This window comes from Labilibaculum sp., from assembly GCF_041595635.1.
Taxonomy (GTDB): domain Bacteria; phylum Bacteroidota; class Bacteroidia; order Bacteroidales; family Marinifilaceae; genus Labilibaculum.
The window spans coordinates 1-21,759 of the sequence record NZ_JBFHJW010000063.1 but is presented as its reverse complement, the minus strand read 5'-3'; the positions used below and the strand labels follow the sequence as shown (position 1 = coordinate 21,759).

Below are 21,759 nucleotides of genomic sequence, written 5' to 3'. Positions count from 1 at the left end.
ATTTCCTGGATATCTATAAATATCACCATTGCTCATCTTCAATTGTACTTCCGGAAGATTTTTGATGATGTCTGTTGTTAAATGATTCTCTTTAGCGAGGGCAAGAATTTTTTTCTCGGTAAGAGAAAAGTTGGCATACATGGTGGTAAATTCCGAAACCGTAGTGATAGCATCAGTCATGGTAGGACTGACCAAGGCTCCAACACGAGATGATATTTTACCGATGATACCATCAGTAGGACTCGTTATACGAGTGTAGGATAGATCTTTTTGAGCACTCACTAATTCCGCCTTTGCTAAAGCCAGTTGCGCATTACAACTACCCAATTCGTTTTCTGAAAGTTGTAGTTCATAAGCGCTTATAATATTTCTCTCTGTTAAGGATTTTTTGTTTTTAGCGGTTAGCCTGGCTGTTGCTACATCAGCTTCTGCAACAGCAACATTGGCTTTCGCTACATTGACAGCCTCTATATATTGCACTTGATCGATCTGAAACAACACCTGACCTTTTTTTACGATTGCTCCTTCATCTACATGTACTTTAGTGATAAAGCCCGTTATTTGTGGGTGTATATCAATGTCTTGCTTCCCTTTTATGGTTGCCGAATAGGATTCGTGGAACTCCTCTGTACTTGGCTTAACTTCCATTACCGATAGTTCCGGAGTCTGTTTCTTTCTATTATTTTGCTTTTGGTTGCACGAAGCGAGTAGTACTATCCCTAAACACAGTAAAATGGTACCTCTTAATTTTTTAATTTGATTATTCATACCTCTTATTTTATCAATCCATATATCCAGGCTTGCTTCTACCTGGCTTCTTTATTTGTTGGAAGCAAAAGTAGTGCAACTGAATAGTTAGTTATGAATTGTAATTTTGGTAAAATAGATTACAATTTAGGTTTTTGCCTTATCTTTGAAAATAAATTTGAAAGAGAATGAAGATATACGACAATATAAAGGGCTACTTTTTAAATAAAGACAACGGATGCAACGATTATTCGAATCGCTTTTTTATTCGATCAATAAAAGAAGATAGCAGGAAAGGCCTAAAACCTGATGAAATCTATTTAGAACCTCATAAAAGAGATTTTTTTGAAATAGCTATTTTGATTCGGGGTAGTAATCCTGTTCAAATTGGAGAGCAAATGCTTAAGAAAAACAATAATACTTTGGCTATCGTTTCTCCATTTCAGACGATTAACTATAGCCGACTGGCAAAAGAAAATACGGATCATGGTTATATCATTAATTTTAAGGCCTCTTTGTTTGAAAATTTAAATAATTCGTATGATGTGCAAAATGAATTTCCATTTTTCAAACTCCACTCTTTGCCCATATATCAATTAGGCGACGAGGATTTCTCTGGATTAGAACCCCTGGCAAAGGAGATATTTGAAGAGTCGCGAGCAGACAGGATGAATAACTTTAATATGATAACACACCTTCTACTTATTTTGCTTTATAAAATTAAGCGAATAACGCATAACAACCAGGGCATTGTAAGTATGAATCGTAATGATACTATTCTAGCTAAATTTGAACAGAAAATTCTTTTAAACGATAATACATTTTTGTCGGTAAAAGAATATGCTTCAATGATGAATATTAGTGCCATTTATCTTTCGGAGTGTGTAAAAAAAGCGTCAGGCAAGAGTGCACAAAAAATAATTATCGACTATAAAATCCTATACACCAAAACATTGCTGAACCAGAAGGATAAAACAATAGCTGATGTTGCCGAGATCTTAGGCTTTAACGAAGTTGCCAATTTTAATCAGTTTTTTAAACGCAATACAGGAATCACGGCAAGTCAGTTTCGAAAAAAGCAAAAATTCCCGAATTCCCAGGTTTTTTAAACCTCTTGAACGATTTGTCCATATTTGTGATTATTTTCTTTATCTGATTGTAAGCTGACAAGAGTAATTTCACAGCTTTAAGAATGATTATCATGCAAGTTGAATGCTCATTCGCTTGATTTAAAAACTAAAGAATCCTGTTTGAAATGAAAAAACAATATTTACTATTCATACTCGCTATTTGCACAAGTATTTTCGGATGTAATAAATCGGAGCTTCGCTTGAACGATGTTCAGGTAATTGGCAGTCACAATTCCTACAAAATAGGCATAGAAAAACCACTTTGGAATTATTTGTATCAAATAGATTCAGCAAAGGCAGTTTCCCTACAATATTCGCATATTCCCATTTTGGAGCAGTTAAAAATGGGCTTGAGAAATATTGAGTTAGATGTTTTTTACGATCCCAAGGGTGGTCATTTCTCCAATCCCAAAGGATTGGATATACTTCGTGAAAATGGAGAAGTTCCTTTGGAATATGATCTTGAAAATAAGTTGTCAGAACCTGGCATGAAGATGTTTCATATTCAGGATATCGATTTTCGGAGTCAACATCTTTTGTTTACAGATGATGAAAAAATGGTCGGATGAAAATCCAAATCACACACCCATTTTTGTGCTGATGAATACCAAAGATCAGAAGGTAGCCGGAACACGTGATCCTTTGCCATTCAGCAAAAAGGCTTTTGATAGTTTAGATGAGGATATTCGATCTGTTTTTTCTGAGGCGGATTTAATTACGCCTGATTTTGTGCGAGGGAATGCTGAAAGTATAGAAGAGGCGGTACTAAGCAAGGGATGGCCAAATCTGGAAACAGTAAAAGGACGTTTTCTCTTTGTCCTGGATGAGAAAGAGGAGAAAATAAGCCGTTATTTAGCAGGCCATCCGGGTTTACAGAACAGAGTTCTCTTTGTAAATACACCAGAAGGAAATCCCGAAGCCGCTTTTCGTATCATTAACAATCCAATTCTTGATTTTGATCACATTAAAGAATTGGTCGGAAAAGGATATCTGGTGAGAACACGTGCCGATGCGGGAACCAAAGAATCAAGGACTATACATAATTCGAAAAAGCAAATGAATCGGGTGCTCAGGTTATTTCCACTGATTACTATCTTCCTACAACTCTTTACCAATCTGATTTTAAGGTGAGTTTTAATGATGATAGCTACGAAAGACCAAATCTGGTGACAAGCGATGAAAAATAATTGACGCGAGGGTCTAAATCAAAGCGGTATCGAGCATTCTTATTGCTATCTTTCCATCAAACTACTAATGTTCAAATTATGTTGCGATTAATTTGTGGACTTATTTTTCTTCTTACTTCCTTTCTTTAGGACAGGAACTTCGATTCGAGCATTATAGCAAAGAAAAGGGTTTGTCGCACAATTCGGTGCGATCGATTCTGCAAGACAAGAAAGGCTTTTTGTGGTTTGCGACTTTCGGAGGCGTGAATCGATTTGATGGTGTCGATTTTACGGCTTATACTAGTGATCTATACAATCCAGATTACTTGCAGGATGATGACATTACTCAGTTGGTGTTGGATGAGGAAGATAACATGTGGATTGGAACTAGCAATGGATTAACACGTTTCAATATTCCTACGGCTAAATTTAAAACCTTTAACCCCGATTCAACTCTAAAGAATCAAGTTTGTGGAAATAAAATCCGAGCGCTGTTCATCGATAGAAATAAACGTGTTTGGGTTGGAACCAAACACAATGGCTTGTGTTACTACGATTCAAAAACAAAGCTTTTTCAAAAGGTTGAATTGAATCAGGTTGAATACATTCGATCCATTAGTCAAACAAAGGATGACAAAATATGGGTGGGAACCTATGGAGAAGGCATCTACTCTTTCGACATCGATGAGGCAGGAGAGGTAACAAATCTGACGCATGTAAAAATGAAAAATGGGGACCAGGAATCCTCAGACAATATCGTTTATTTTCTTTACGAGGATCATAAATTTGATCTTTTTGCGGGGAGTCGTCCTGGTTTGTACAAACTAAATTGAGTGGTGAATTTGAGTTACTTCAACAAAAAAAATGAGGCTACCGATTTTTTTCGCTGTATTAGCCGTGGACCCAACGATTATTATTGGGTAGGTACAACGAATGGTCTCATAAAATGTAGTCTGCTCGAAGATATTCCATTAAATTCCTATGAGCGATATAACACCGATTTATCCTACAATATGTCTTTGGCAAACAATTACATTTCTTGTTTGTGTTTCGACGAATCGGGTGTGTTATGGATTGGTACCGAAAATGGAGTGGAAAAATACGATCCCTACAATAACCAGTTTAAAATGACTCGAATAGAGGGGGCGCTAGGGAAAAGCATTCCTATTGTGAGTAGTTTCGGCAAAACCTACGATAACAATATTATTATTGGAACGCATTCCAATGGAATTCATCTGAAAAAGGGGAACGACATCAGCTTAATATCTTCGGAAGAGCTTCGTATTGTAAGCATTTATAGTTCAGATGGGAAAATTTTCTACTGTGGTTTGTGGAATGGAAAAGTAGCCAGGTTTGATTATATAAGTTCCAAAATAGAGATTTTAGAGGTAGGGGTGAAGGATGCACCTATTTTTTCAATCTTGAAGAATTCTAAAGGGCACCTTTTGATCGGATCTATTGGGGAAGGATTGGTCGATTATGATATTAAAACGAAAAAATATCATCAGGTAAAACCGAAAGAATTAGGTAAACAGGAAATCAATAGAATAGCACAGCATCGTGAAGGAATCATCTGGTTGGCTACTGAAGATGGCATCTTTAAATACAATCCGAAAACAGAATCTTTACAAAATTATATATGTCATTTGAAGGATAGCGACGGGCTTTCCAATGAGAAAATTAAGGATATTATTATTGATGAAAAAGGAACCGTATGGGCTTCAACACGGCATGGCTTGAATTTTTACGATCCTTTGTCGGATGATTTTATTCATGTGAAGGAACCTAAAGAACTTAAGAATATTTGGGTGACCGATATGGCGACCGATTCCATAGGACAATTATGGTTGAACATGAACTTCAATCAGATTGGCAAATACAATCCTCAAAAGAAGGAATTGAACGTTTTTTCGGTTAACAACTGGCTTCGTTCGAATATATATAACAAAAGAGGATTTCTTTTTTCAGATAAAAAGCACATCTATTTGGGGGGAGAAAATAGTCTAATCTCCTTCAATCCTTTTTCTTTGAAAGAAAATGTTTACTCGCCAGCTCCTTTAATTAGTGATTTTCGGGTTCGCAATAAAAGTGTTTTTCCGGGCGATACGATTAATTAATGGACAGATTATTTTTTCTGAGGATATTAATAAAACAAAAACGGTTGATTTGAATTACGATAACCGCATGTTTTCCATTACTTTTTCTTCCTCCTCCTATGTAGACGAAAAAAAGAATAAGTATCAATATATGCTCGAGGGTTTCGATAAAGATTGGATTGATGCTCGATCGAACTCACGAAGTGTTCAGTATACCAATTTGTATCCCGATACTTATATCTTTAAAATTAGGGCATTTAATAACAATGGATATTTAAGCGATGTAGCTTCCTATTAAATTAATATATTGCCCCCATTTTGGCTTACCTATAAGGCTTTTATTCTCCTTTTCATGATTCTGGCTTTTACATTTTACATGGTGCGAAAGCAGATGAAGAACAGGTACAATTTAAAGCAGGAACTACTCCTCGAAAAAGTAAAACGCGAGCGCGATGAGAAATTGACCAATGAGAAATTGCTTTTTTTACCAATATATCCCACGAGCTACGAACTCCTATATCCTTAATTTTAGGTCCCGCAAAACAATTAATAGAGGAGGGAAAGGGAAACGATTTTCAGAAAAGCAGGATGAATCTGATTTTGCAGAATTCAAGTCGACTGTTGTATTTGGTGAATCAGCTTCTTGATTTTCGAAAAGCACAGATGGGGGAATTACAACTGAAAGTCTCCAAAACAGATATTTTTTACACTATACACGAAACACTTTTCACTCCTTCGAGTCCTTTGCTAAGGATAAGCAAATTAATTTTAATATGATTTGCGAGGAGAAGGAGATTCATGCCTGGATCGATCGGGATAAGTTTGATAAGATACTATATAACTTGCTGTCTAATGCCATTAAGTTTACCGGTAAATATGGAAATGTTGACCTTTTCGTGGGGCTGAAAGATTCTAGTAGGGAAAGATTAGTGATCGAGGTGAGCGACGATGGAATAGGAATTCCTTTAGAGAGTCAGAAGAAAATATTCTCCCGTTTCTATCAGGCGAAAAATGGTCGTGCCGATAACACGGGATCGGGAATTGGTTTATCGCTTGTGAAATCATTGGTGAAGCTTCATAAAGCTAGCATTAAGGTAGAAAGTGTTCCCTCAAAAGGAAGTTTGTTTGCTCTCGAAATTCCTATAAATAAAAGTTATTATACCAATGAAGAGATTTTTGATTATGAGTTAAAAGCCAACGAAAATCAACTAGTTGTCAGTCCAGTGGTGAATGAAACCATTCTGTCGACTCATCTTAAAGAGAAGCTTTTGATTATTGAGGGCAATGCCGAACTCCGAAAATGGCGAAGAGGGATTGCGAATTTGTCGAAAAGTGAAACCAATGCTTTGTGTGGCCGATATCATGATGCCTGTAATGGATGGATTTAAATTTTGTTCGGAACTGAAAAACGATGAGAGCATTAGTCATATTCCCGTGATTCTTTTAACGGCCTTGTTCGATAACGAGAATAAAATTAAAGGTTATAAGCTGGGTGCCGACGGTTATTTGGTGAAGCCTTTCGATCCATCGCTGCTAAAATCCCGAATTGATAACATCATAAAAGCACGTTTAGAGCTGAAAGAAAAATTCTCCGAAGAGGTAGAAGGAGATGTTGACGTGTTGGCTCACTCGCCTATCGATTAGGATTTCATGAAAAAAATCATCAGTTTTATCGAGGAAAAAATCGGTGAACCAGAATTGAGTGCAAGTTTGTTGTGTTCCGAAATGGGAATGAGCTCCTCGAAATTGTACCGAAAAGTTAAAAAGCTAACCGATTTGGCTCCCAATGAATTCATACGGACCATTCGTCTCAAAAAATCGGCACAATTGCTCAAGCAAAAATGCAATAATGTTTCCGAAGTGGCAACTCTGGTTGGATTTAACGACCCTCTGTATTTTAGTCGTTGTTTTAAAAAACAATTTGGATTTCCGCCTAGTAGTTTGCTGTATACACGCTATGCAAAATCAATATAAAGCTATGACAAATAAATAATCTTACTTAAGACGAGATGTGCTGGGTTAAATGTTCTGGACGATTCAGGGAATATACTAGCTTCAAGAGTAAGTAAAATTCTGGATACTAAATATTCTTGATTGTATTATGTTTAGCTTTTTTTGTATATAAACTAAAGCTGATTGTGATACCTTTTAAATAGACGTTATACTTCTTTACTTAAAAAAGAGGGATACTTAGTATCCCTCTTGGTATTATATGAATGTTAATTGCAGTTTAATCGGCATAGTCAACATGATCTGGTGTCGCTTTTCGCCACCCATCTTTAAGTTGTTTGGATAGCTTTGTTCTTATCTCATTAAACTGTTCTTCTCCGGCAATATTAGTTGTTTCGTAAGGATCGTTTTTAGAATCATATAACTCTGAGCTTTTAAATTCCCCTTTTGTACCGGTTATATTATCCCACGAGTACCATTCTATATAATGATATTCATTTGTGTTTATAGAGTAACCCATATACCTTTTTCCGTCGGCTGAAACCTTTGGACGGCGGTGAAATTGGCTAAATGCAGCCTTTTTCCATTCTCGTTTAGGGTTCTTAATTAAAGGAACAAAACTAGTACCTTGCATATACTCAGGAATAGGAATGCCGGCAAGTTCACACAAGGAAGGAAACATATCAACTAGTTCCGTAATTTCAAATGTTTGGGCTCCTCTGTTTTCCTGATTCGGATAACGAACTATCATCGGAACCTTAAGGTCGATGTTGTAATTTGTCATTTTTCCCCAGCTGTTATGATCTCCTAATTTCCATCCATGATCTCCCCAAAGAATTATGATTGTATTGTCATAGATTCCTACTTTTTTCATGTGAGCAAAAAGATCACCAAGTAAAGCATCCACATAGCTAACACTTGCATAATATCCATGGCGTAATGTTCTAATGGTATCTTCATTCATTCGATACGATGAAACTGGATGTCCGATATGATTAAACCCATCGTAATGTCTTAATTCATACATCGAATTCATGGTATATTCAGGCGTATTCTTGGGTCTTTCAGGATTTTCTGACAAAGGAATCTTCTCTGGATCGTACAGGTCCCAATATTTTTTTGGTGCAGTAAAGGGAAGGTGTGGTCTAAAATATCCAAGTCCCATATAAAAGGGTTGATCCTTTTTTGCCAGACGTGTAAGCGTTTGTTTTGCCAATTTGGTTTCAGCGCCATCATAATACATGGTGTCATGCACATCTGCAGCTTCCCAGGCTGGTCCGGTGTTCCATCCATCAGCATATGGTCGTATTTTTAATAAAGAATCTCTTCTCATAACCTGCGATTTTGCCACCTCTTCGCTAATGTAAAAAGTTTCACCATCTCTGCCCAGCCATTCTTTGCGTTTGTAACGCTCAGGGCGAAGATCCGGCTCATCCCACGAAATGGAATCTGGCATATAATTATGAAATATTTTTCCGAGATTAACGGTATAATACCCAAACTTTGAGAAATATTGAGGCATGGTAACTGCATCAGGATTGATTTCTCGAAACTTGTCTCCAAGGTGCCAAACCCGGGTTGAATCGGGTCGGACACCAGTCATTAAGCTAGCTCTGGAAGGTGCGCAAACAGCAACCTGTGTAAAGGTTTTTCTGAATGTCATTCCTTCAGAAGCTAGTTGGTCGATATTAGGTGTGACTGCTATTGTGTCTCCATAAACACCCAAATTAGGGCGTAAATCGTCGATGGAGATAAATAATACATTGGGTTTTACAAGCTCATTTTCTGAATTTTGACAGCCAATTATTGCTTGAAAAGCTGTGATTACGGCTAAAAATAAAATGTGGTTTTTTTTCATATGATTAAAATTGGTTAGATTCATTAATGGGTTTGAAAAATTAAATCAGGTTTGATTTAAGCAGGAAATTGAAATGCTAATCCAATATCTTGTTTTACTGCTTTTTCATAGATATATGCAGCAGCAGCTACATCCTGAAGGGCTGTTCCCGTTGCATCATAGATGATTACTTCCTCATCGGATTCTCTACCTTTTTTCTTTCCAAGTATTACATCTCCAAGCTCTGAATAAACATCTTCTTTGTTCATTAAACCTGCATCAATGGCATGGTGAGTTTCGCCAACATTAACGCATTGTTCTAAAATATCGGCAACAATTTTATAATCAGCCAGAAGTTGAGGATCTAATTCTTGTTTCTCAGGACTATCAGCACCAACTGCAGCAATAAATAATCCATCGTGAATGTATTCTTTTTTGATGAAAGCTTGATGAGATGGCGTACAACTAACACAAATTTGACTTTGTAAAATAGCTTCTTTTAGGTCTGTTGCGGGAAGAACTTCAATGTTCAGTTTTTTCGACATTGTTTCAGCATACTTGGCCATTGCTTCCTCGTTCATGTCAAAAGCAAATACTTTTTTAATGTCTCGCACTTGCGTAATCGACTCCAATTGAATTTGGCCTTGAATTCCACAACCACATATGGTAACAGTATCTGCATTTTCTAATGCCAAATATTTTGCGGCAACAGCAGTGGCAGCTCCTGTTCTTTTAATAGTAATATCACCTGATTCAAAAATGGCTAGAGGAAATCCATTCTCGCCATCATGAAGCAGAATTACTCCTTGAATATTTGGAAGACCATTTGTCACTTTATTTTGGAAAAATCCACCATTGCTTTTTAATCCAAAGTAAGTTTTAGGAGTCTTTAATCCTCCCGCTTTAAGATGAAATTCACCATTTTCAGTATCGAAATGTAGTAAATCTGGGCTTACAACTTTTCCTTGGGCATATAGTTTGAATGCATTTTCTACAACTTCAATATGTTCAGGGAGCGACATTAATGACTGAATATCGGTTCTGTTGAAAATTAATGAATGTTTTATCATGGTAATTTTAATGTTTATTCAAATAATAATTTAAATCGTTGTTGTTTTACACATTCTTATATATGCTCAACGGGTTTGATATAGAAGGTATAATTAGCATGTTCATTCATTAATCTTTTGTTTTATGATTGAACATGACAGTTTGGTCTTAATTGGGTTCTACAATTCTGCAAAAAATGAATAGATAATATTAAAAATGCTTATTACTTAATTCTTTTTTTTGCAAACTCTCGTGATCTTTCAATCTGAGAATCACATAATGAATAGCCTCTTGATTTTCCACCCATTAAACATTTTATTTTGCAAATGTTATGTCTAAGTCCTAAGGTATGACCTATTTCGTGTGCAATTGTTCTCGATAGAGAACCGTATACATAAGCATCATGATCTTCTACTAGTAATCTTTTTCTAGGGGTTGTACTTGTTTTAGACTTATTTGTCCATGTGCCAACACAGGTATGCATTCCATGTTTTTTCATGGCATTTCCCTGAGAAGTATTTCCCATAAAAGGAAATAAATAGATGTGAAAAAGGTTTTTACCTACTTCGTCAGGTTGTGTTCTGTATTCTGGTTGCATAAAAGAGTATAATTTATCTAGTCGAACAGGGTCTGAATGACCTTTACTGTCTCTGTGTGTTGTAGCCATATAAGCAACAGATTCTTCGTAGTTCTCATCTTTTACAACATCCTCTTCAATAATCGATTCAATAACCCACTTAATATTCGCTTGCTCCCAAATGGCATTTACCTCTGGGAATATGATTTCCCGAACATCTTCTGGTGTTACCCAATTTTCCATACAAACTCCGGTGGAGTGACATACGGTAATGCCTTGCATTAAGTGCACTCTTATATTTAGTTCGATAACATCGTTCTTGTCTTGACTGTAGGAAGGTACAGTTGAGCCAAGAGTTAGAATAAATATGAGTAAGGAAATAGGTAAACAGTATGCAGTTTTAGAAAAGAAAGAACTTATTTTTTTGGTAAGATTCATATTGTTATTTATTAAATAATTATCACTAAAGATTAATTAAACACCCAACTTTAAATGTTGGTTCTCCATCAAGTTCGGTAAATACATCATCTAGGTTCTGAATGTCCTGTCCCAGAATGTTGCCTACGTTTAAGTAAACGTTATACTTTTTAAGGTATGAGAATTTAATACCAGCATTTAATAGTTGGTAATCTTCTAAATCGGTAATTAGTCCATCAGCATTGTCTGAATCTGCATCGCTATCTGGTTTCCAGTTCCAAGCACTTCTGTTTTTAGTTGCTCGCAAAGTCATAAAATAGGAACTAGTTAATTTAGCAGAATGCTTTTGGGTATAGACTATTTTCGAAAAGAATGATTCTCCTGGGTAGTATGGAAGTTGACCACCGGTACTACTGTTTTCGTTGTGGGTGTAGGTATATCCTCCCTCAATAGTCAACTTTTCTTTTAGTCGATATCTTATTGTTGATTCAAATCCATATATCTTAGCTTTATGGATATTGGTTCTAACCCATTTGTATATTGTTGTTGTATCGGGGTTTTCATCCCAAACACCAGAATAAACAGGGGTTATCATATCGGTTATTTTACTATAATAGCCATCTGCCAAAAGTTGAATGTTTTTAATTGGTTCATATTCTACACTAAATGTGGATGTTAAGCTATATTCAGGTTCTAAATCAGGATTTCCGAAACGGTAAGCAGTTCCACTATGCCCGTATCCTTCTTCATATAGTTCCTGCAAAGTTGGTGCATGAAAACCTCGTCCGAAAGAAGCTCGAAGACGAAGATTCTCTTTGGCGTGAAACATGACAGCAACTTTTGGTGTTACTACCGTATTTACATCTTCCACCTTATCGAAGCGTAATGCAAAAAGAAAGGATAGTTTGTTAAGATCAATTTCGTCTTGAATAAAAGCACCAAATGCCTTTTGAGTACGTTCAGTAACAGAAGTACGAGTGAATTTAATATGCTTAAAATCGGCTCCTGCAGTTATAATATTATTCTTGATCTTATTGTAGTTCAAATAAATTTCAGGAGTAATCTCAGTATTGTCTTCATCGCTTTGTTCTGAATCCCAATGCGCATATTTTAGGCGGGCAACGGCTTGTAAATTGTCGCTAAACTTATTCTTGAAATCAGCCGATGACATAATCATATTTCCGTAAACATCTTTTCCTGAGAAATCCATTCTATTGCGAGAATAGTAGATAGTTGTATTTAAGGATGAGTTCTCATTAATCGACCAATCTACATTATTCATGGTGGTGAATTTGCCATAGTCCATATACCCAATCCGGTGACTTGGGGCATTTAATGGTACCCCATCCGAGCACTCGTAATCTGCAAATGAAGAAAGGCTAACTTTTTCACTAATAGGCGTGCGTAATGAGATGGTAGAGTTGTAAGTCTGATAACTTCCCACTGATGCAGATAAGGATTTTTCGGTTTTATCCTTCGTCTTTTTTGTGATAATATTAACAACACCTCCCATAGCGTCGCTACCATATTGTGCCGAAGCTGCACCTTTAATTACCTCTATTCGTTCGATATTTTCCGGAGGAATTACATCTACGTTTTGACCAGTGTGGATATGTTCAGTTAATAAACGAATTCCATCAACCAAAACAAGGGTGTAATTGGCCGGAAATCCATTTAAACTGACAATGCTTCTTTTTGGGTAACCACTCCCAGTTCCTGTTTCGATATTTACACCAGGAAGATATTCAAGGATTTCACCTGTTGAACTAACGTTTAGTTGTTCGATTTGTTTTGCCGTAACCACGTGCATAATTTCAGGAGTCTCCTTTAGCAGTCTTGGTGTACGCGAACCAACAACCATCACTTCATCAATATCATGATTTTCAGTCGTTATACTGCTTTGAGAAAAGCAATTTAAAAATAGAGTAACAAGGATAGCGGTACTGATATATTTCATATTTAGGTTTTTGGGGGTTGAGTCAGGGTGTTTTTTAAAATGGTAATTTCTTTAAATCTACATTTCCACCTGAAAGTACGATTCCAACTTTGAGGCCTTTAAAAGATTCTTTCTCTTTAAGTAAAGCAGCAAAAGCTACGGCACTCGAAGCTTCGATAACAATTTTCATGCGTTCCCAAATTAGTTGCATAGCACTCGCAATTTCCTCTTCGGTAACACGAATAATTTTTTCAACATGCTCCTTAATTATAGGGAAGTTCTTGTCACCAAGCTCAGTTTTTAATCCGTCGGCAATGGTGTTGGTTGTTGTATTCGATTCTATTTTTCCGCTGATCATTGAGCGATAAGCATCATCACATTCGAATGGTTCACCGCCAATTACTTTGCAGTTTTCACCAAAATAGAGAGCTGCAAGGGCAGTGCCTCCTATTAAACCACCACCTCCAACTGGAGTAAAAATGTAATCCAGGTCTGGTTGCTCTTCCAGTAATTCTTTGGCAGCAGTTCCCTGGCCAATAATTACATTCATATCGTTTGACGGATGAACAAAAGTAGCTCCTTCTTTTTGGCTAACTTCTTGAGCTGTTTTATTTCGTGCAGCTAAAGTTGGTTCGCATTCGATTAAAATACCACCATAACCTAAAACTGCATTTTTCTTAACCTGAGGCGCAGTTGATGGCATTACAATGTATGCTTTTACACCTAAACTTTGGGCAGCTAACGAAAGTGCCTGTGCAAAATTTCCTGATGAGTGGGTTACAACACCTTTCTGCTTTTGTTCCTCGCTAAGTTGCATAATGGCATTGGTAGCGCCTCTCATTTTGAAAGCACCCATTTTCTGAAAATTTTCGCATTTAAAAAACAACTCAACACCTGCTATTTTATTTAATTGTTGGGAGGTTAGAACAGGTGTGTTGTGAATGTATTGCTTAATTCTTCGATGCGATTCAATAAGGTTTTCTTTATACATGGTTTTATTATTTTTATTTTATTATTGCAGTTGCTTCAATTTCTATTAACGAACCTAAATGCAATTCGCGGGTAGGAATAATACATCTAACAGGTTTATGGAAACCAAAGAAATGTGCATATCGATCATTAACTTTGTCCCATAAATCAATATCAGGAATATAAACTCTCACTTGAAGCACCTGGTTTTTAGAACTACCACATTCTAATAATATGGTTTCTATATTTTGAAAAGCTAAATCGGTTTGTTCTTCAATTGTTTCTGGTATGATTCTGGTTTTCCGATCAATAGGGAGTTGTCCTGACAAATACAAAATGCCATTGTGTTCGATACATTGTGAATAGTGACCATTACTTTTTGGAATATTTCCGCCATTCATTATTTCCATTCTAAAAGTATTATGTTTAAAATTGTAACCTCGTTGTTTTTACAAAGGGAATTGTCAATTTTATTTTTAGTTAATAGTATTTTCCGTTTTCAAGGTTTCTGTCAATCTCATCACTTCTTTTTACGATACCATGCATGGCAATATATACTCCTGTTTTCATAAGGTTAGCTGTTGCAATAGCACATCCTAAATTAATGGGAGCATCAGAGTTACTAAATCGTTCAGGAAGCATAGCACCTGTTATAACTATTAACTTATCCTTAATTTGTTGTTTTAAATAAGTAGCAGTTTCAAGCATGGTGTCGGTTCCGTGCGTTATTATGAATTTTTTCTCGGGCCGTTTCTCAATTAATTTAGCCAGATTCATCCGGTCTTCTTCTGTGATTTCAAGACTGTCTTTTTGGCAAGAAGTTATTATTTCGTACTCAAACGAAGGGTTCAGTTTTTTAAGTATTCGATTGGTAGCAGGTTCTCCAAATTCGAAGGCCCAACCTTTTGTTGTATGAGGATAATCCTTGTCTATGGTGCCCCCGGTTTGTATAAATATTATTTTATCATCCATGTATTCAAAGGCTTGACGTTTTTGAAATCTCAATTTATCTTCACATGAAGATTTTAGGCAAATATAGAAAAATTTATCTTGATGTAAAGATAAAATACATATATTTGTTTCCACTAAGTTGTTAATGAAGTTGTAATGGAAGACGAAAAAGATATTATTGATGTTCTGATAGCTGACTGGAATAAGGAGCGGCCAGAGCTCGATTTAGAGGCAATGCATATTGTGGGGCGAATACTAAAATTGAATAAAATTCTTGAAAAACGGACCAACAAGGTATTAAAGAGTAGCGCGATTCATTATACCGATTTAGATGTTTTGGCTACGTTGCGACGTTCGGGAGAACCCTACCTGTTGGCTCCGAAGCAGCTGATGAAATCCGTTTTGATTACTTCTGGTGCAATGACTGCTTTGTTGGATAGGCTCAAAAATTTAGAATTAATCTACCGAGCTCCAGACTCAAAAGATGGTAGAATTAAGTTAGTTGGCTTAACAGAAAAGGGACTCGATGTTATTGATGAAACCATTGTTCTTCGTTTTAATGAGGCCAAGGCTGTGGTTCAGGGGTTAAATGAAAACGATAATAAAGAACTGGGTGCATTGTTAAAAAAGTTGCTTAAATCACTTTCGTAACTATAAATATTAGATATGCTAGAGAAAATTAGAGAATGGTTAACTGCCGAATCAATCGAATTTAAAGAAGTACACCACGAGATTACAAAAACATCAGAAGAGTCAGCTATGGCTCGTGGTGAAGATATTTTAATTGGAGGAAAGGCCTTAGTTGTAAAAGTAAATGACTCGTTTAAGATATTGGTATTGAGTGCGGCAAAGAAGTTAAATTCACCTGCGGTAAAGAAATATTTTAGTTCAAAAAAAATGCGTTTTGCATCAAAAGATGAGCTTTTCGAATTAACAGGTTTAGTTCCGGGTTGTGTTCCTCCTTTTGGAAATCCGGTAATTGACTTAGACTTATATGTTGACGATTCAATCCTCAATAATGAAAAAATTGCTTTCAATGCTGGTTCGTTAACAGATTCAATTGTAATGAAAAGAGAAGACTATATCGCTTTGGCAAAACCAACAGTTTTTAGTTTCTCGTTGGAAGCCAATTAAAAAAGCTTTATCAAACGTGTATGGTAGATATTCAAGCTTAAGGAGCTTTTAAAATCTACCAAGTTGTCTTTTAAATAATCAATACGACTCTGTATGAAACATATTTTTATAGTAAGCATTCTTCTTTTGATGTTTGGATTGCATTCAAATGCACAAGTATTTGAAGTTAGTTTTGCATCAGGTTTAAACCAAAAAGATTTCTCTGGAAATGTGTTGCTATATCTGTCAAAAGAAAATAAATCGCCCAAAGATATTCGTGTTGGTTTTGAGGTGTTTCCTGTTTATAGACTAGCTGTGGAAAATTTAAAACCAAATGAAGACGCTATTTTTAATGATACTGCTGTGTCGCATCCTGTCGAATTATCAAACATTGAAAGAGGAGAATATTATGCGCAGGTAGTATTCGATTTAAACTTGGGAGATTTTAATATAGGCAATAGTTCGGGCAATATTTATTCTGAGCCGATCAAAGTAAATTTGACAAAAAAATTCGATGAGGTTTTTAAGATCATGGCTAATAAGGTTATACAGACAATTGATTTTACTGAAACAGAATATATAAAGGAATTAAGAATAAAATCGAATTTGTTAAGTGAGTTTCACGCCAAGGATATTTTTTTAAATGCTGCAGTAAATCTACCTAAAGAATACCATGAGCATCCTGAAAAAAATTATCCTGTTGTATTTTCGATAACTGGTTTTGGGGGAAGCTATAAAAAGGGCTTAGGCAAAAAAAGGTTTTTAGCACAATTGGGAGATCAGGAAGCGATTGTTGTTCTTTTAGATGGGAAGTGCTCCGAAGGTCATTCGGTTTATGCAAATAGCGATGTGAATGGTCCTTGGGGAGATGCGCTTGTAAAGGAGCTTATTCCCGCACTTAACGAGAAATATAGAACAAATCATGCAATTCTTCTGCACGGACATAGTAGTGGAGGTTGGTCTAGCTTATGGTTGCAAGTAAATTATCCTACCGTTTTTGCAGGAGCATGGGCTAGCTCCCCAGATCAGGTTGATTTTAGAAACTACCAAAACAAAAATATCTATGAAATCGATAATATGTTTTACGATGGAGAAGATAATTTATTTGCCGATGTAACTATAGCTGGCAGGGTTCCAGTTACAAGTGCAAAAGACTTTTATGGTACCGAAAATGTAATTTACCGAGGTTGTCAGCTTCATTCTTTCGATGCTGTTTTTGGAGGATATGATAAAAACCAAAACCAAATTAGATTGGTAAATATGCCAAGTGGAGAGATAAATAAAAAGGCACTTCCTCTTTGGAGAAGGTACGATCTTTCTGTTATTCTAAGAGAAAACTGGAGTAGTCTTAAGGCGAATCTTGATGGCAAAATTAGGATTTCGGTTGGAACGAATGATAACTTTTATCTCAACCGTTCAGTAGAATTGTTAGAAAAAGAAATGTATAAACTCAACGCCAATTTTGAGTTTAAATATTATCCGGGAGTCCACTTTAGACTGTATACACCAGAATATATTAGGGAAGGCATGAAGTTTTTAGATCGGTGCTATAAAAACTGGCTGGAAAAAAATGAATAAGGCCTTTATGGTCTATTGTATGTAATTACTAATTATTTGTTGCTTTTACTTGAAAATTGGCTGGGAGTCTCTGTTTGGTGTAAGTAAAAAATAATTAGCAATCTATTTTTAAGAAATAAATGTGCAGATGGAAAAGGAGCAAGAGATTAAAATAAAAAATGATTTGAATAGTCTGAAAATAGCTGGAAGTTTTCTTTTAGTGTTTTTCACCCTATCATTAGGATATGCTGCATTGCGATATCATATAATGGGACCAGTTCCCTGGAAAGATTTTCCATTCTACGTTATGAATAAGGCTGTTGCTTTGTGTTCATTTATGGTTTTGAGTTCTTGTTTTAGCTTGGATCCTATGCGTAAAATGGGTATAAATATTCCAGAAAGTTGTATGCGTGCTCGCCGAGAGTTTGGTGCAATGGGTGGTTTTTTAATGTTTATTCATGCTTTAATTAGTTTTCTAATTTTTAATAAAGCCACCTACAGTAAATTTTTTGAACAAAATGGAACCTTAACATTATTTGCTGGGATAAGTATGTTTGGTGGTATTCTATTGTTTGCGTTGTTGTTTGTTTATAGCTTAAGTTTTAGTGTGTTTTTGAAGAATGAATCAGCTTTTATATCCTTGCTAAAAGGGCGTATCTTTTTGTTGTCTTTGATGATGTTTAGTTTGTTGCATCTATTTTTTATGGGCTTTAAGGGCTGGCTTCGTGTCGATGCTTGGCATGGTGGTTTGCCTCCTATTAGTTTAATTGGTTTTATTTTATTGCTATTGAGTGTGTTGCTGCATATAATACCTAAAAAAATATTTGCAGTAAAGGCTATGAAACAAAGTTGGGTGGCTTCATCCAACTAGGTTCTTACATCAAATTTAGCATGCAACTTTTAAGATGTGACATTTACCTTTAATTCTTTTGTGTGTTTTAACTGTGAAGCATAAAGTAACAAAGGTGTTGTCCCCAAAGTAACATTCAAATGTTGTTAGACTTTGGTAATTATTATTGGGGTATTCATTCTTGATGTTGATGATTTCGATTGCTGCATTTGTGTTTTAAAGGGGGAAGAGAAGTAACAAATGAAAAAAAATCCGTATCAGACTTCATGAAATCACTTCGCCTGTATTGTGTTTTAGGGGTGTAAATATCATTAATGATAAAATTAATGGAAGTGGTTGGGTCTCAAGGGGGCTTTAGTTAGAAAAATAAAATAAAAAATATGCACCCCCCCCAATTCTACTGTGGAAATAGCAAAAATTCAGAAAAAAATATATAAAAAAGCTTACAAAAAGATGTTTTTCATGTAAAAATTTCTATGTTTGTACGGCTATGTATGAGATTATCATAGATTAAGCTAATATTTAATGAGTCTAATTTGTAATAAAAATTTAAATTGATGATTAAAAAAGTGCCACTTTGGATAAAGATAATCATAGGAATGGTCCTAGGGTTAGTTTGGGGAGTTGTCGCTGTTTATTTTGGTTTGGAACATTTTACTTCAGATTGGATTAAACCATGGGGAACCATTTTTATTAAAATGTTAAAATTGATCGCCGTTCCCCTTATTTTTATTTCCCTTGTTAAGGGTATTACAAGTTTGACTGATGTTACTAAGCTTACAAGAATAGGTATAAAAACCTTGTCGATATTCGTGATAACTACATTAATATCCGTTGTTTTCGGTTTGTTTTTAGTAAACGTATTTAAGCCTGGTGATACCTTCCCTGAGAAAAAACGTCAGGAATTTCAGATGATGCACGAGCAGAATGTGAAAGAAAAGGAACAGTTGGCATCAGGTGTGAAAGATCAATCTCCTTTGCAGGCTATTGTAGAAATTGTTCCAGACAATATTGTTAGTGCTGCCAACGATAATACTAAAATGTTGCAGGTTATATTCTTCGCTATATTGTTTGCCTTGTCTATGTTTGCTCTTGACAGTAAAAAGGTTTTACCGGTTAAGAATTTAATAGATAGTGGTAATGAAATCATGATAAAATTGGTAGATATCGTTATGAAGTTCGCTCCTATAGGTGTATTTGCATTACTGGCGGCTTTGGTTGCTGATTTCTCTGCAGATGCAGGTTTGTTTTGGGCTTTGGGTAAATATGCTTTGCTAGTAAGTCTAGGACTCGTGGGATTATTGTTCGTTTTATATCCACCACTGATATTGCTGTTTACAAAATTAAAACTGAGTAAGGTTCTTAGGTCAGTAATACCAACTCAGATGGTTGCCTTCTCAACCAGTTCGAGCAATGCAGCTTTGCCTGTAAATATGCGACAGTGTACTAGCGAATTGGGAGTGTCGGAGAGTGTAGCGAACTTTGTTTTGCCGATTGGTGCTACCATTAATATGAATGGGGTTACGTTTTATCAGGCCATAGCTGCCGTATTTATTGCGCAAGTATTTGGCTTGGATTTATCCCTAACGCAGCAGTTAGCTATTGTTCTTACTGCAACATTGGCTGCCATTGGCTCCCCTGGTGTTCCTGGAGGAGGTACTATAATGATGGTGGTGGTTTTAGGTGCAGCTGGAATTCCTGCCGAAGGGCTTGCTTTAATTCTGGGAATTGACCGTCCATTGGATATGATTCGAACTGCAGTTAACGTTACAGGAGATGCAGTTGTTGCAACTGTAGTAGCACATAGTGAAAATGAGTTGGATTACTCGAAGGGTAAGAATGATTCTCTAATAAAAGGAGAATTGAAAATGGTTTGATGAGTTGTTGTTGAGCAACAATCAGGTATTTAAGGATTGAATATATAAGGGGGTTATAGATAAATTCATTAAGTGTTACTTAGTTATGGTTTTTTAAGTAATGTGATATGTAAAATTACAACGATGAAAAGAGAATTGAAAAAACAGCAAAATGTTCACAAACCAGATGGATCGTTTGGTTATTGGAAAGTAGCTCTGCTAATGGCTTTCTTTCTGATGTTTGGAAGTGCGACTAATAACGCTAGTGCACAGAATTCAGATGTTATAATTACACATGGCCCAATGCTTGGAAGAGTGGGTTCCCACGAGATTGGAGTTTGGGCTCGAACAAAAGCTTCTGGAACATTTTGGGTGCGTTATGGAACTGATCCTAAAAATCTGGATCAATTATCGGATTCTGTAGTAACTTCTGTAGCTCATGATAATACTGGCTGGGCACACATAAAAGGCTTAAAAGCCAATACAAAGTACTACTATGCTCTTACTGTTAAGGGTGGTAAGCAACCAATGAGAACTCGTAGCGGATCTTTCAAAACATTGGCTGATTCTGAAGAAATGGTTGATGCCACTGTTAACCCTGAAGGACTTTTTAATTTTAGTTTCGAGTTTGCATGTGGTAATAGTCAGGGTGTGAGTGGGATAGGTACTAGCCTTCCAACTTTTAGAACAATGATTGATAATAAAATTCCGGAACAGGTTAATTTTGCGATTCTTAATGGAGACTGGTTGTATGAATCTAAAAGAGATTACACCAAGGAGAGCTGGATGAAAGAGGTAGGCATTACTGAAGATGAACTTCCTGCTTCTGTTAAATATGATTCAAATATTGTAGGTGTTTGGGAAAACTATAAAGACTACCTTAATAAGGGGCAGAATATGGTGGAGTGGCATAAGCAGGTTCCTTCCTTTTATACCATTGATGATCATGAAATTTATGACAATACTTATGGTGCTGGTCAGGTAGGAAGAATTGATCACAAGGCAGTTTATCGCGACCCTGCAGTTCAGGCATGGCACGATTATTTATCATGGAGTAACCATAGCGATTTTGTTCAGGGAATTACTTTTGGTAAAGCAAAACTTAAAAAGGGTAGTGATATCTTAACTGATTATGAAAAAGATTTCACAAAATTAAATCTTAATGAATCAGCAACACTTGATATCCATTGGGGTGGACCAAATGATGGTTTGAGAAGAATCCCTAAAGGTTCAAAACCTGGAGACCCTAATAGTGGGGTGTATGCAGTTCTTGAAGTGATAGATGCTCACCATTTACGTATAACTCCATCAGCGAAAGCAAGCACGAATTCTTCTTATTCTATTGGTAGAAGATCCTACGGTAAAATGAGTGTGAGTAATGCAGATATCTTTTTACTTGATATGCGTTCTCATGCGGATATGTTCGATATAAACGATCCTCTTAAAAAAGGAATTTCAATTTTGGGGAACTCTCAGAAAGAGTGGTTGAAGGAACAAATGAGAAATAGTAAAGCAGATTTCTTTTTTGTAGTTTCTTCTGTTAATTTCTCTATCCCT

At 36.0% G+C, this 21,759-nt stretch carries 22 protein-coding genes and 1 pseudogene; 15 read left to right on the top strand and 8 right to left on the bottom strand.

All coding sequences use genetic code 11. The features are described 5' to 3' along the window. On the bottom strand, positions 1-768 hold a 768-nt coding region (locus ABYT26_RS14745), incomplete at its 3' end, for an efflux RND transporter periplasmic adaptor subunit (protein WP_372755235.1). A 167-nt stretch (positions 769-935) separates the two neighbouring features. Here ABYT26_RS14745 and ABYT26_RS14740 point away from each other — a divergent pair. The 9 genes and pseudogenes from ABYT26_RS14740 to ABYT26_RS14700 all read left to right on the top strand — a co-directional run bounded on the left by ABYT26_RS14740 (position 936) and on the right by ABYT26_RS14700 (position 7,113). Continuing rightward, on the top strand, positions 936-1,856 hold the full coding sequence (locus ABYT26_RS14740) for a helix-turn-helix domain-containing protein (protein WP_372755233.1): 921 nt from the start codon (positions 936-938) through the stop codon (positions 1,854-1,856). 146 nt (positions 1,857-2,002) lie between these two features. Next, positions 2,003-3,064: pseudogene (locus tag ABYT26_RS14735) on the top strand (phosphatidylinositol-specific phospholipase C1-like protein). A 92-nt stretch (positions 3,065-3,156) separates the two neighbouring features. Continuing rightward, on the top strand, positions 3,157-3,876 hold the full coding sequence (locus ABYT26_RS14730) for a two-component regulator propeller domain-containing protein (RefSeq protein WP_372755231.1): 720 nt from the start codon (positions 3,157-3,159) through the stop codon (positions 3,874-3,876). Further along, positions 3,877-5,160, top strand: coding sequence for a two-component regulator propeller domain-containing protein (locus tag ABYT26_RS14725; protein WP_372755230.1), 1,284 nt, complete (start codon positions 3,877-3,879; stop codon positions 5,158-5,160). It abuts the gene before it with no gap. Positions 5,161-5,209: 49 nt separating this feature from the next. Further along, on the top strand, positions 5,210-5,437 hold the full coding sequence (locus ABYT26_RS14720; RefSeq protein ID WP_372755228.1) for a triple tyrosine motif-containing protein: 228 nt from the start codon (positions 5,210-5,212) through the stop codon (positions 5,435-5,437). A gap of 176 nt (positions 5,438-5,613) precedes the next feature. Beyond that, positions 5,614-5,916: a sensor histidine kinase gene (locus ABYT26_RS14715; RefSeq protein WP_372755237.1), complete on the top strand. Its 303-nt coding sequence runs from the start codon at positions 5,614-5,616 to the stop codon at positions 5,914-5,916. Next, complete coding sequence (locus tag ABYT26_RS14710) at positions 5,913-6,527, top strand: sensor histidine kinase (RefSeq protein ID WP_372755226.1); 615 nt, start codon at positions 5,913-5,915, stop codon at positions 6,525-6,527. Before ABYT26_RS14715 ends, ABYT26_RS14710 begins: the two co-directional genes overlap by 4 nt. Further along, positions 6,490-6,783 carry a PleD family two-component system response regulator gene (locus tag ABYT26_RS14705; protein ID WP_372755224.1) on the top strand — a complete coding sequence of 98 codons (294 nt, stop codon included), beginning with the start codon at positions 6,490-6,492 and terminating at the stop codon, positions 6,781-6,783. The genes ABYT26_RS14710 and ABYT26_RS14705 overlap by 38 nt, the downstream gene beginning before the upstream one ends. Before the next feature lie 6 nt (positions 6,784-6,789). Further along, positions 6,790-7,113: a helix-turn-helix domain-containing protein gene (locus tag ABYT26_RS14700; protein WP_372755222.1), complete on the top strand. Its 324-nt coding sequence runs from the start codon at positions 6,790-6,792 to the stop codon at positions 7,111-7,113. Between the two features lie 256 nt (positions 7,114-7,369). Here the strand turns inward: ABYT26_RS14700 and ABYT26_RS14695 are convergent, their stop codons facing one another. The 7 genes from ABYT26_RS14695 to ABYT26_RS14665 form a co-directional block, all read right to left on the bottom strand. Beyond that, positions 7,370-8,947 carry a sulfatase gene (locus ABYT26_RS14695; protein WP_372755220.1) on the bottom strand — a complete coding sequence of 526 codons (1,578 nt, stop codon included), beginning with the start codon at positions 8,945-8,947 and terminating at the stop codon, positions 7,370-7,372. A 56-nt stretch (positions 8,948-9,003) separates the two neighbouring features. Then, positions 9,004-9,996, bottom strand: coding sequence for an ornithine cyclodeaminase family protein (locus ABYT26_RS14690; RefSeq protein ID WP_372755218.1), 993 nt, complete (start codon positions 9,994-9,996; stop codon positions 9,004-9,006). 203 nt (positions 9,997-10,199) lie between these two features. Continuing rightward, the gene (locus tag ABYT26_RS14685; protein WP_372755216.1) at positions 10,200-10,991 is read right to left on the bottom strand and encodes a zinc-dependent metalloprotease; all 792 of its coding nucleotides are present in this window, start codon (positions 10,989-10,991) and stop codon (positions 10,200-10,202) included. Between the two features lie 25 nt (positions 10,992-11,016). Further along, positions 11,017-12,927, bottom strand: a complete 1,911-nt coding sequence (locus tag ABYT26_RS14680) for a TonB-dependent receptor plug domain-containing protein (RefSeq protein WP_372755214.1) — start codon at positions 12,925-12,927, stop codon at positions 11,017-11,019. Between the two features lie 34 nt (positions 12,928-12,961). Further along, on the bottom strand, positions 12,962-13,897 hold the full coding sequence (locus ABYT26_RS14675) for a pyridoxal-phosphate dependent enzyme (protein WP_372755212.1): 936 nt from the start codon (positions 13,895-13,897) through the stop codon (positions 12,962-12,964). A 13-nt stretch (positions 13,898-13,910) separates the two neighbouring features. Further along, a complete protein-coding gene (locus ABYT26_RS14670; protein ID WP_372755210.1) occupies positions 13,911-14,276 on the bottom strand; it encodes a RidA family protein in 366 nt (121 codons plus the stop codon). Positions 14,277-14,355: 79 nt separating this feature from the next. After that, positions 14,356-14,847: an asparaginase domain-containing protein gene (locus tag ABYT26_RS14665; RefSeq protein ID WP_372755208.1), complete on the bottom strand. Its 492-nt coding sequence runs from the start codon at positions 14,845-14,847 to the stop codon at positions 14,356-14,358. A 135-nt stretch (positions 14,848-14,982) separates the two neighbouring features. Here ABYT26_RS14665 and ABYT26_RS14660 point away from each other — a divergent pair, with 135 nt between their 5' ends. The 6 genes from ABYT26_RS14660 to ABYT26_RS14635 form a co-directional block, all read left to right on the top strand. Beyond that, positions 14,983-15,477 carry a MarR family winged helix-turn-helix transcriptional regulator gene (locus tag ABYT26_RS14660; RefSeq protein WP_372755206.1) on the top strand — a complete coding sequence of 165 codons (495 nt, stop codon included), beginning with the start codon at positions 14,983-14,985 and terminating at the stop codon, positions 15,475-15,477. 15 nt (positions 15,478-15,492) lie between these two features. Continuing rightward, positions 15,493-15,960, top strand: a complete 468-nt coding sequence (locus tag ABYT26_RS14655; RefSeq protein WP_372755204.1) for a YbaK/EbsC family protein — start codon at positions 15,493-15,495, stop codon at positions 15,958-15,960. 93 nt (positions 15,961-16,053) lie between these two features. Then, on the top strand, positions 16,054-17,517 hold the full coding sequence (locus ABYT26_RS14650) for an alpha/beta hydrolase-fold protein (RefSeq protein WP_372755202.1): 1,464 nt from the start codon (positions 16,054-16,056) through the stop codon (positions 17,515-17,517). A 127-nt stretch (positions 17,518-17,644) separates the two neighbouring features. Continuing rightward, positions 17,645-18,367, top strand: a complete 723-nt coding sequence (locus ABYT26_RS14645; RefSeq protein WP_372755200.1) for a hypothetical protein — start codon at positions 17,645-17,647, stop codon at positions 18,365-18,367. A gap of 536 nt (positions 18,368-18,903) precedes the next feature. Further along, a complete protein-coding gene (locus tag ABYT26_RS14640; protein WP_372755198.1) occupies positions 18,904-20,223 on the top strand; it encodes a dicarboxylate/amino acid:cation symporter in 1,320 nt (439 codons plus the stop codon). 123 nt (positions 20,224-20,346) lie between these two features. After that, on the top strand, positions 20,347-21,759 hold a 1,413-nt coding region (locus ABYT26_RS14635; RefSeq protein ID WP_372755196.1), incomplete at its 3' end, for an alkaline phosphatase D family protein.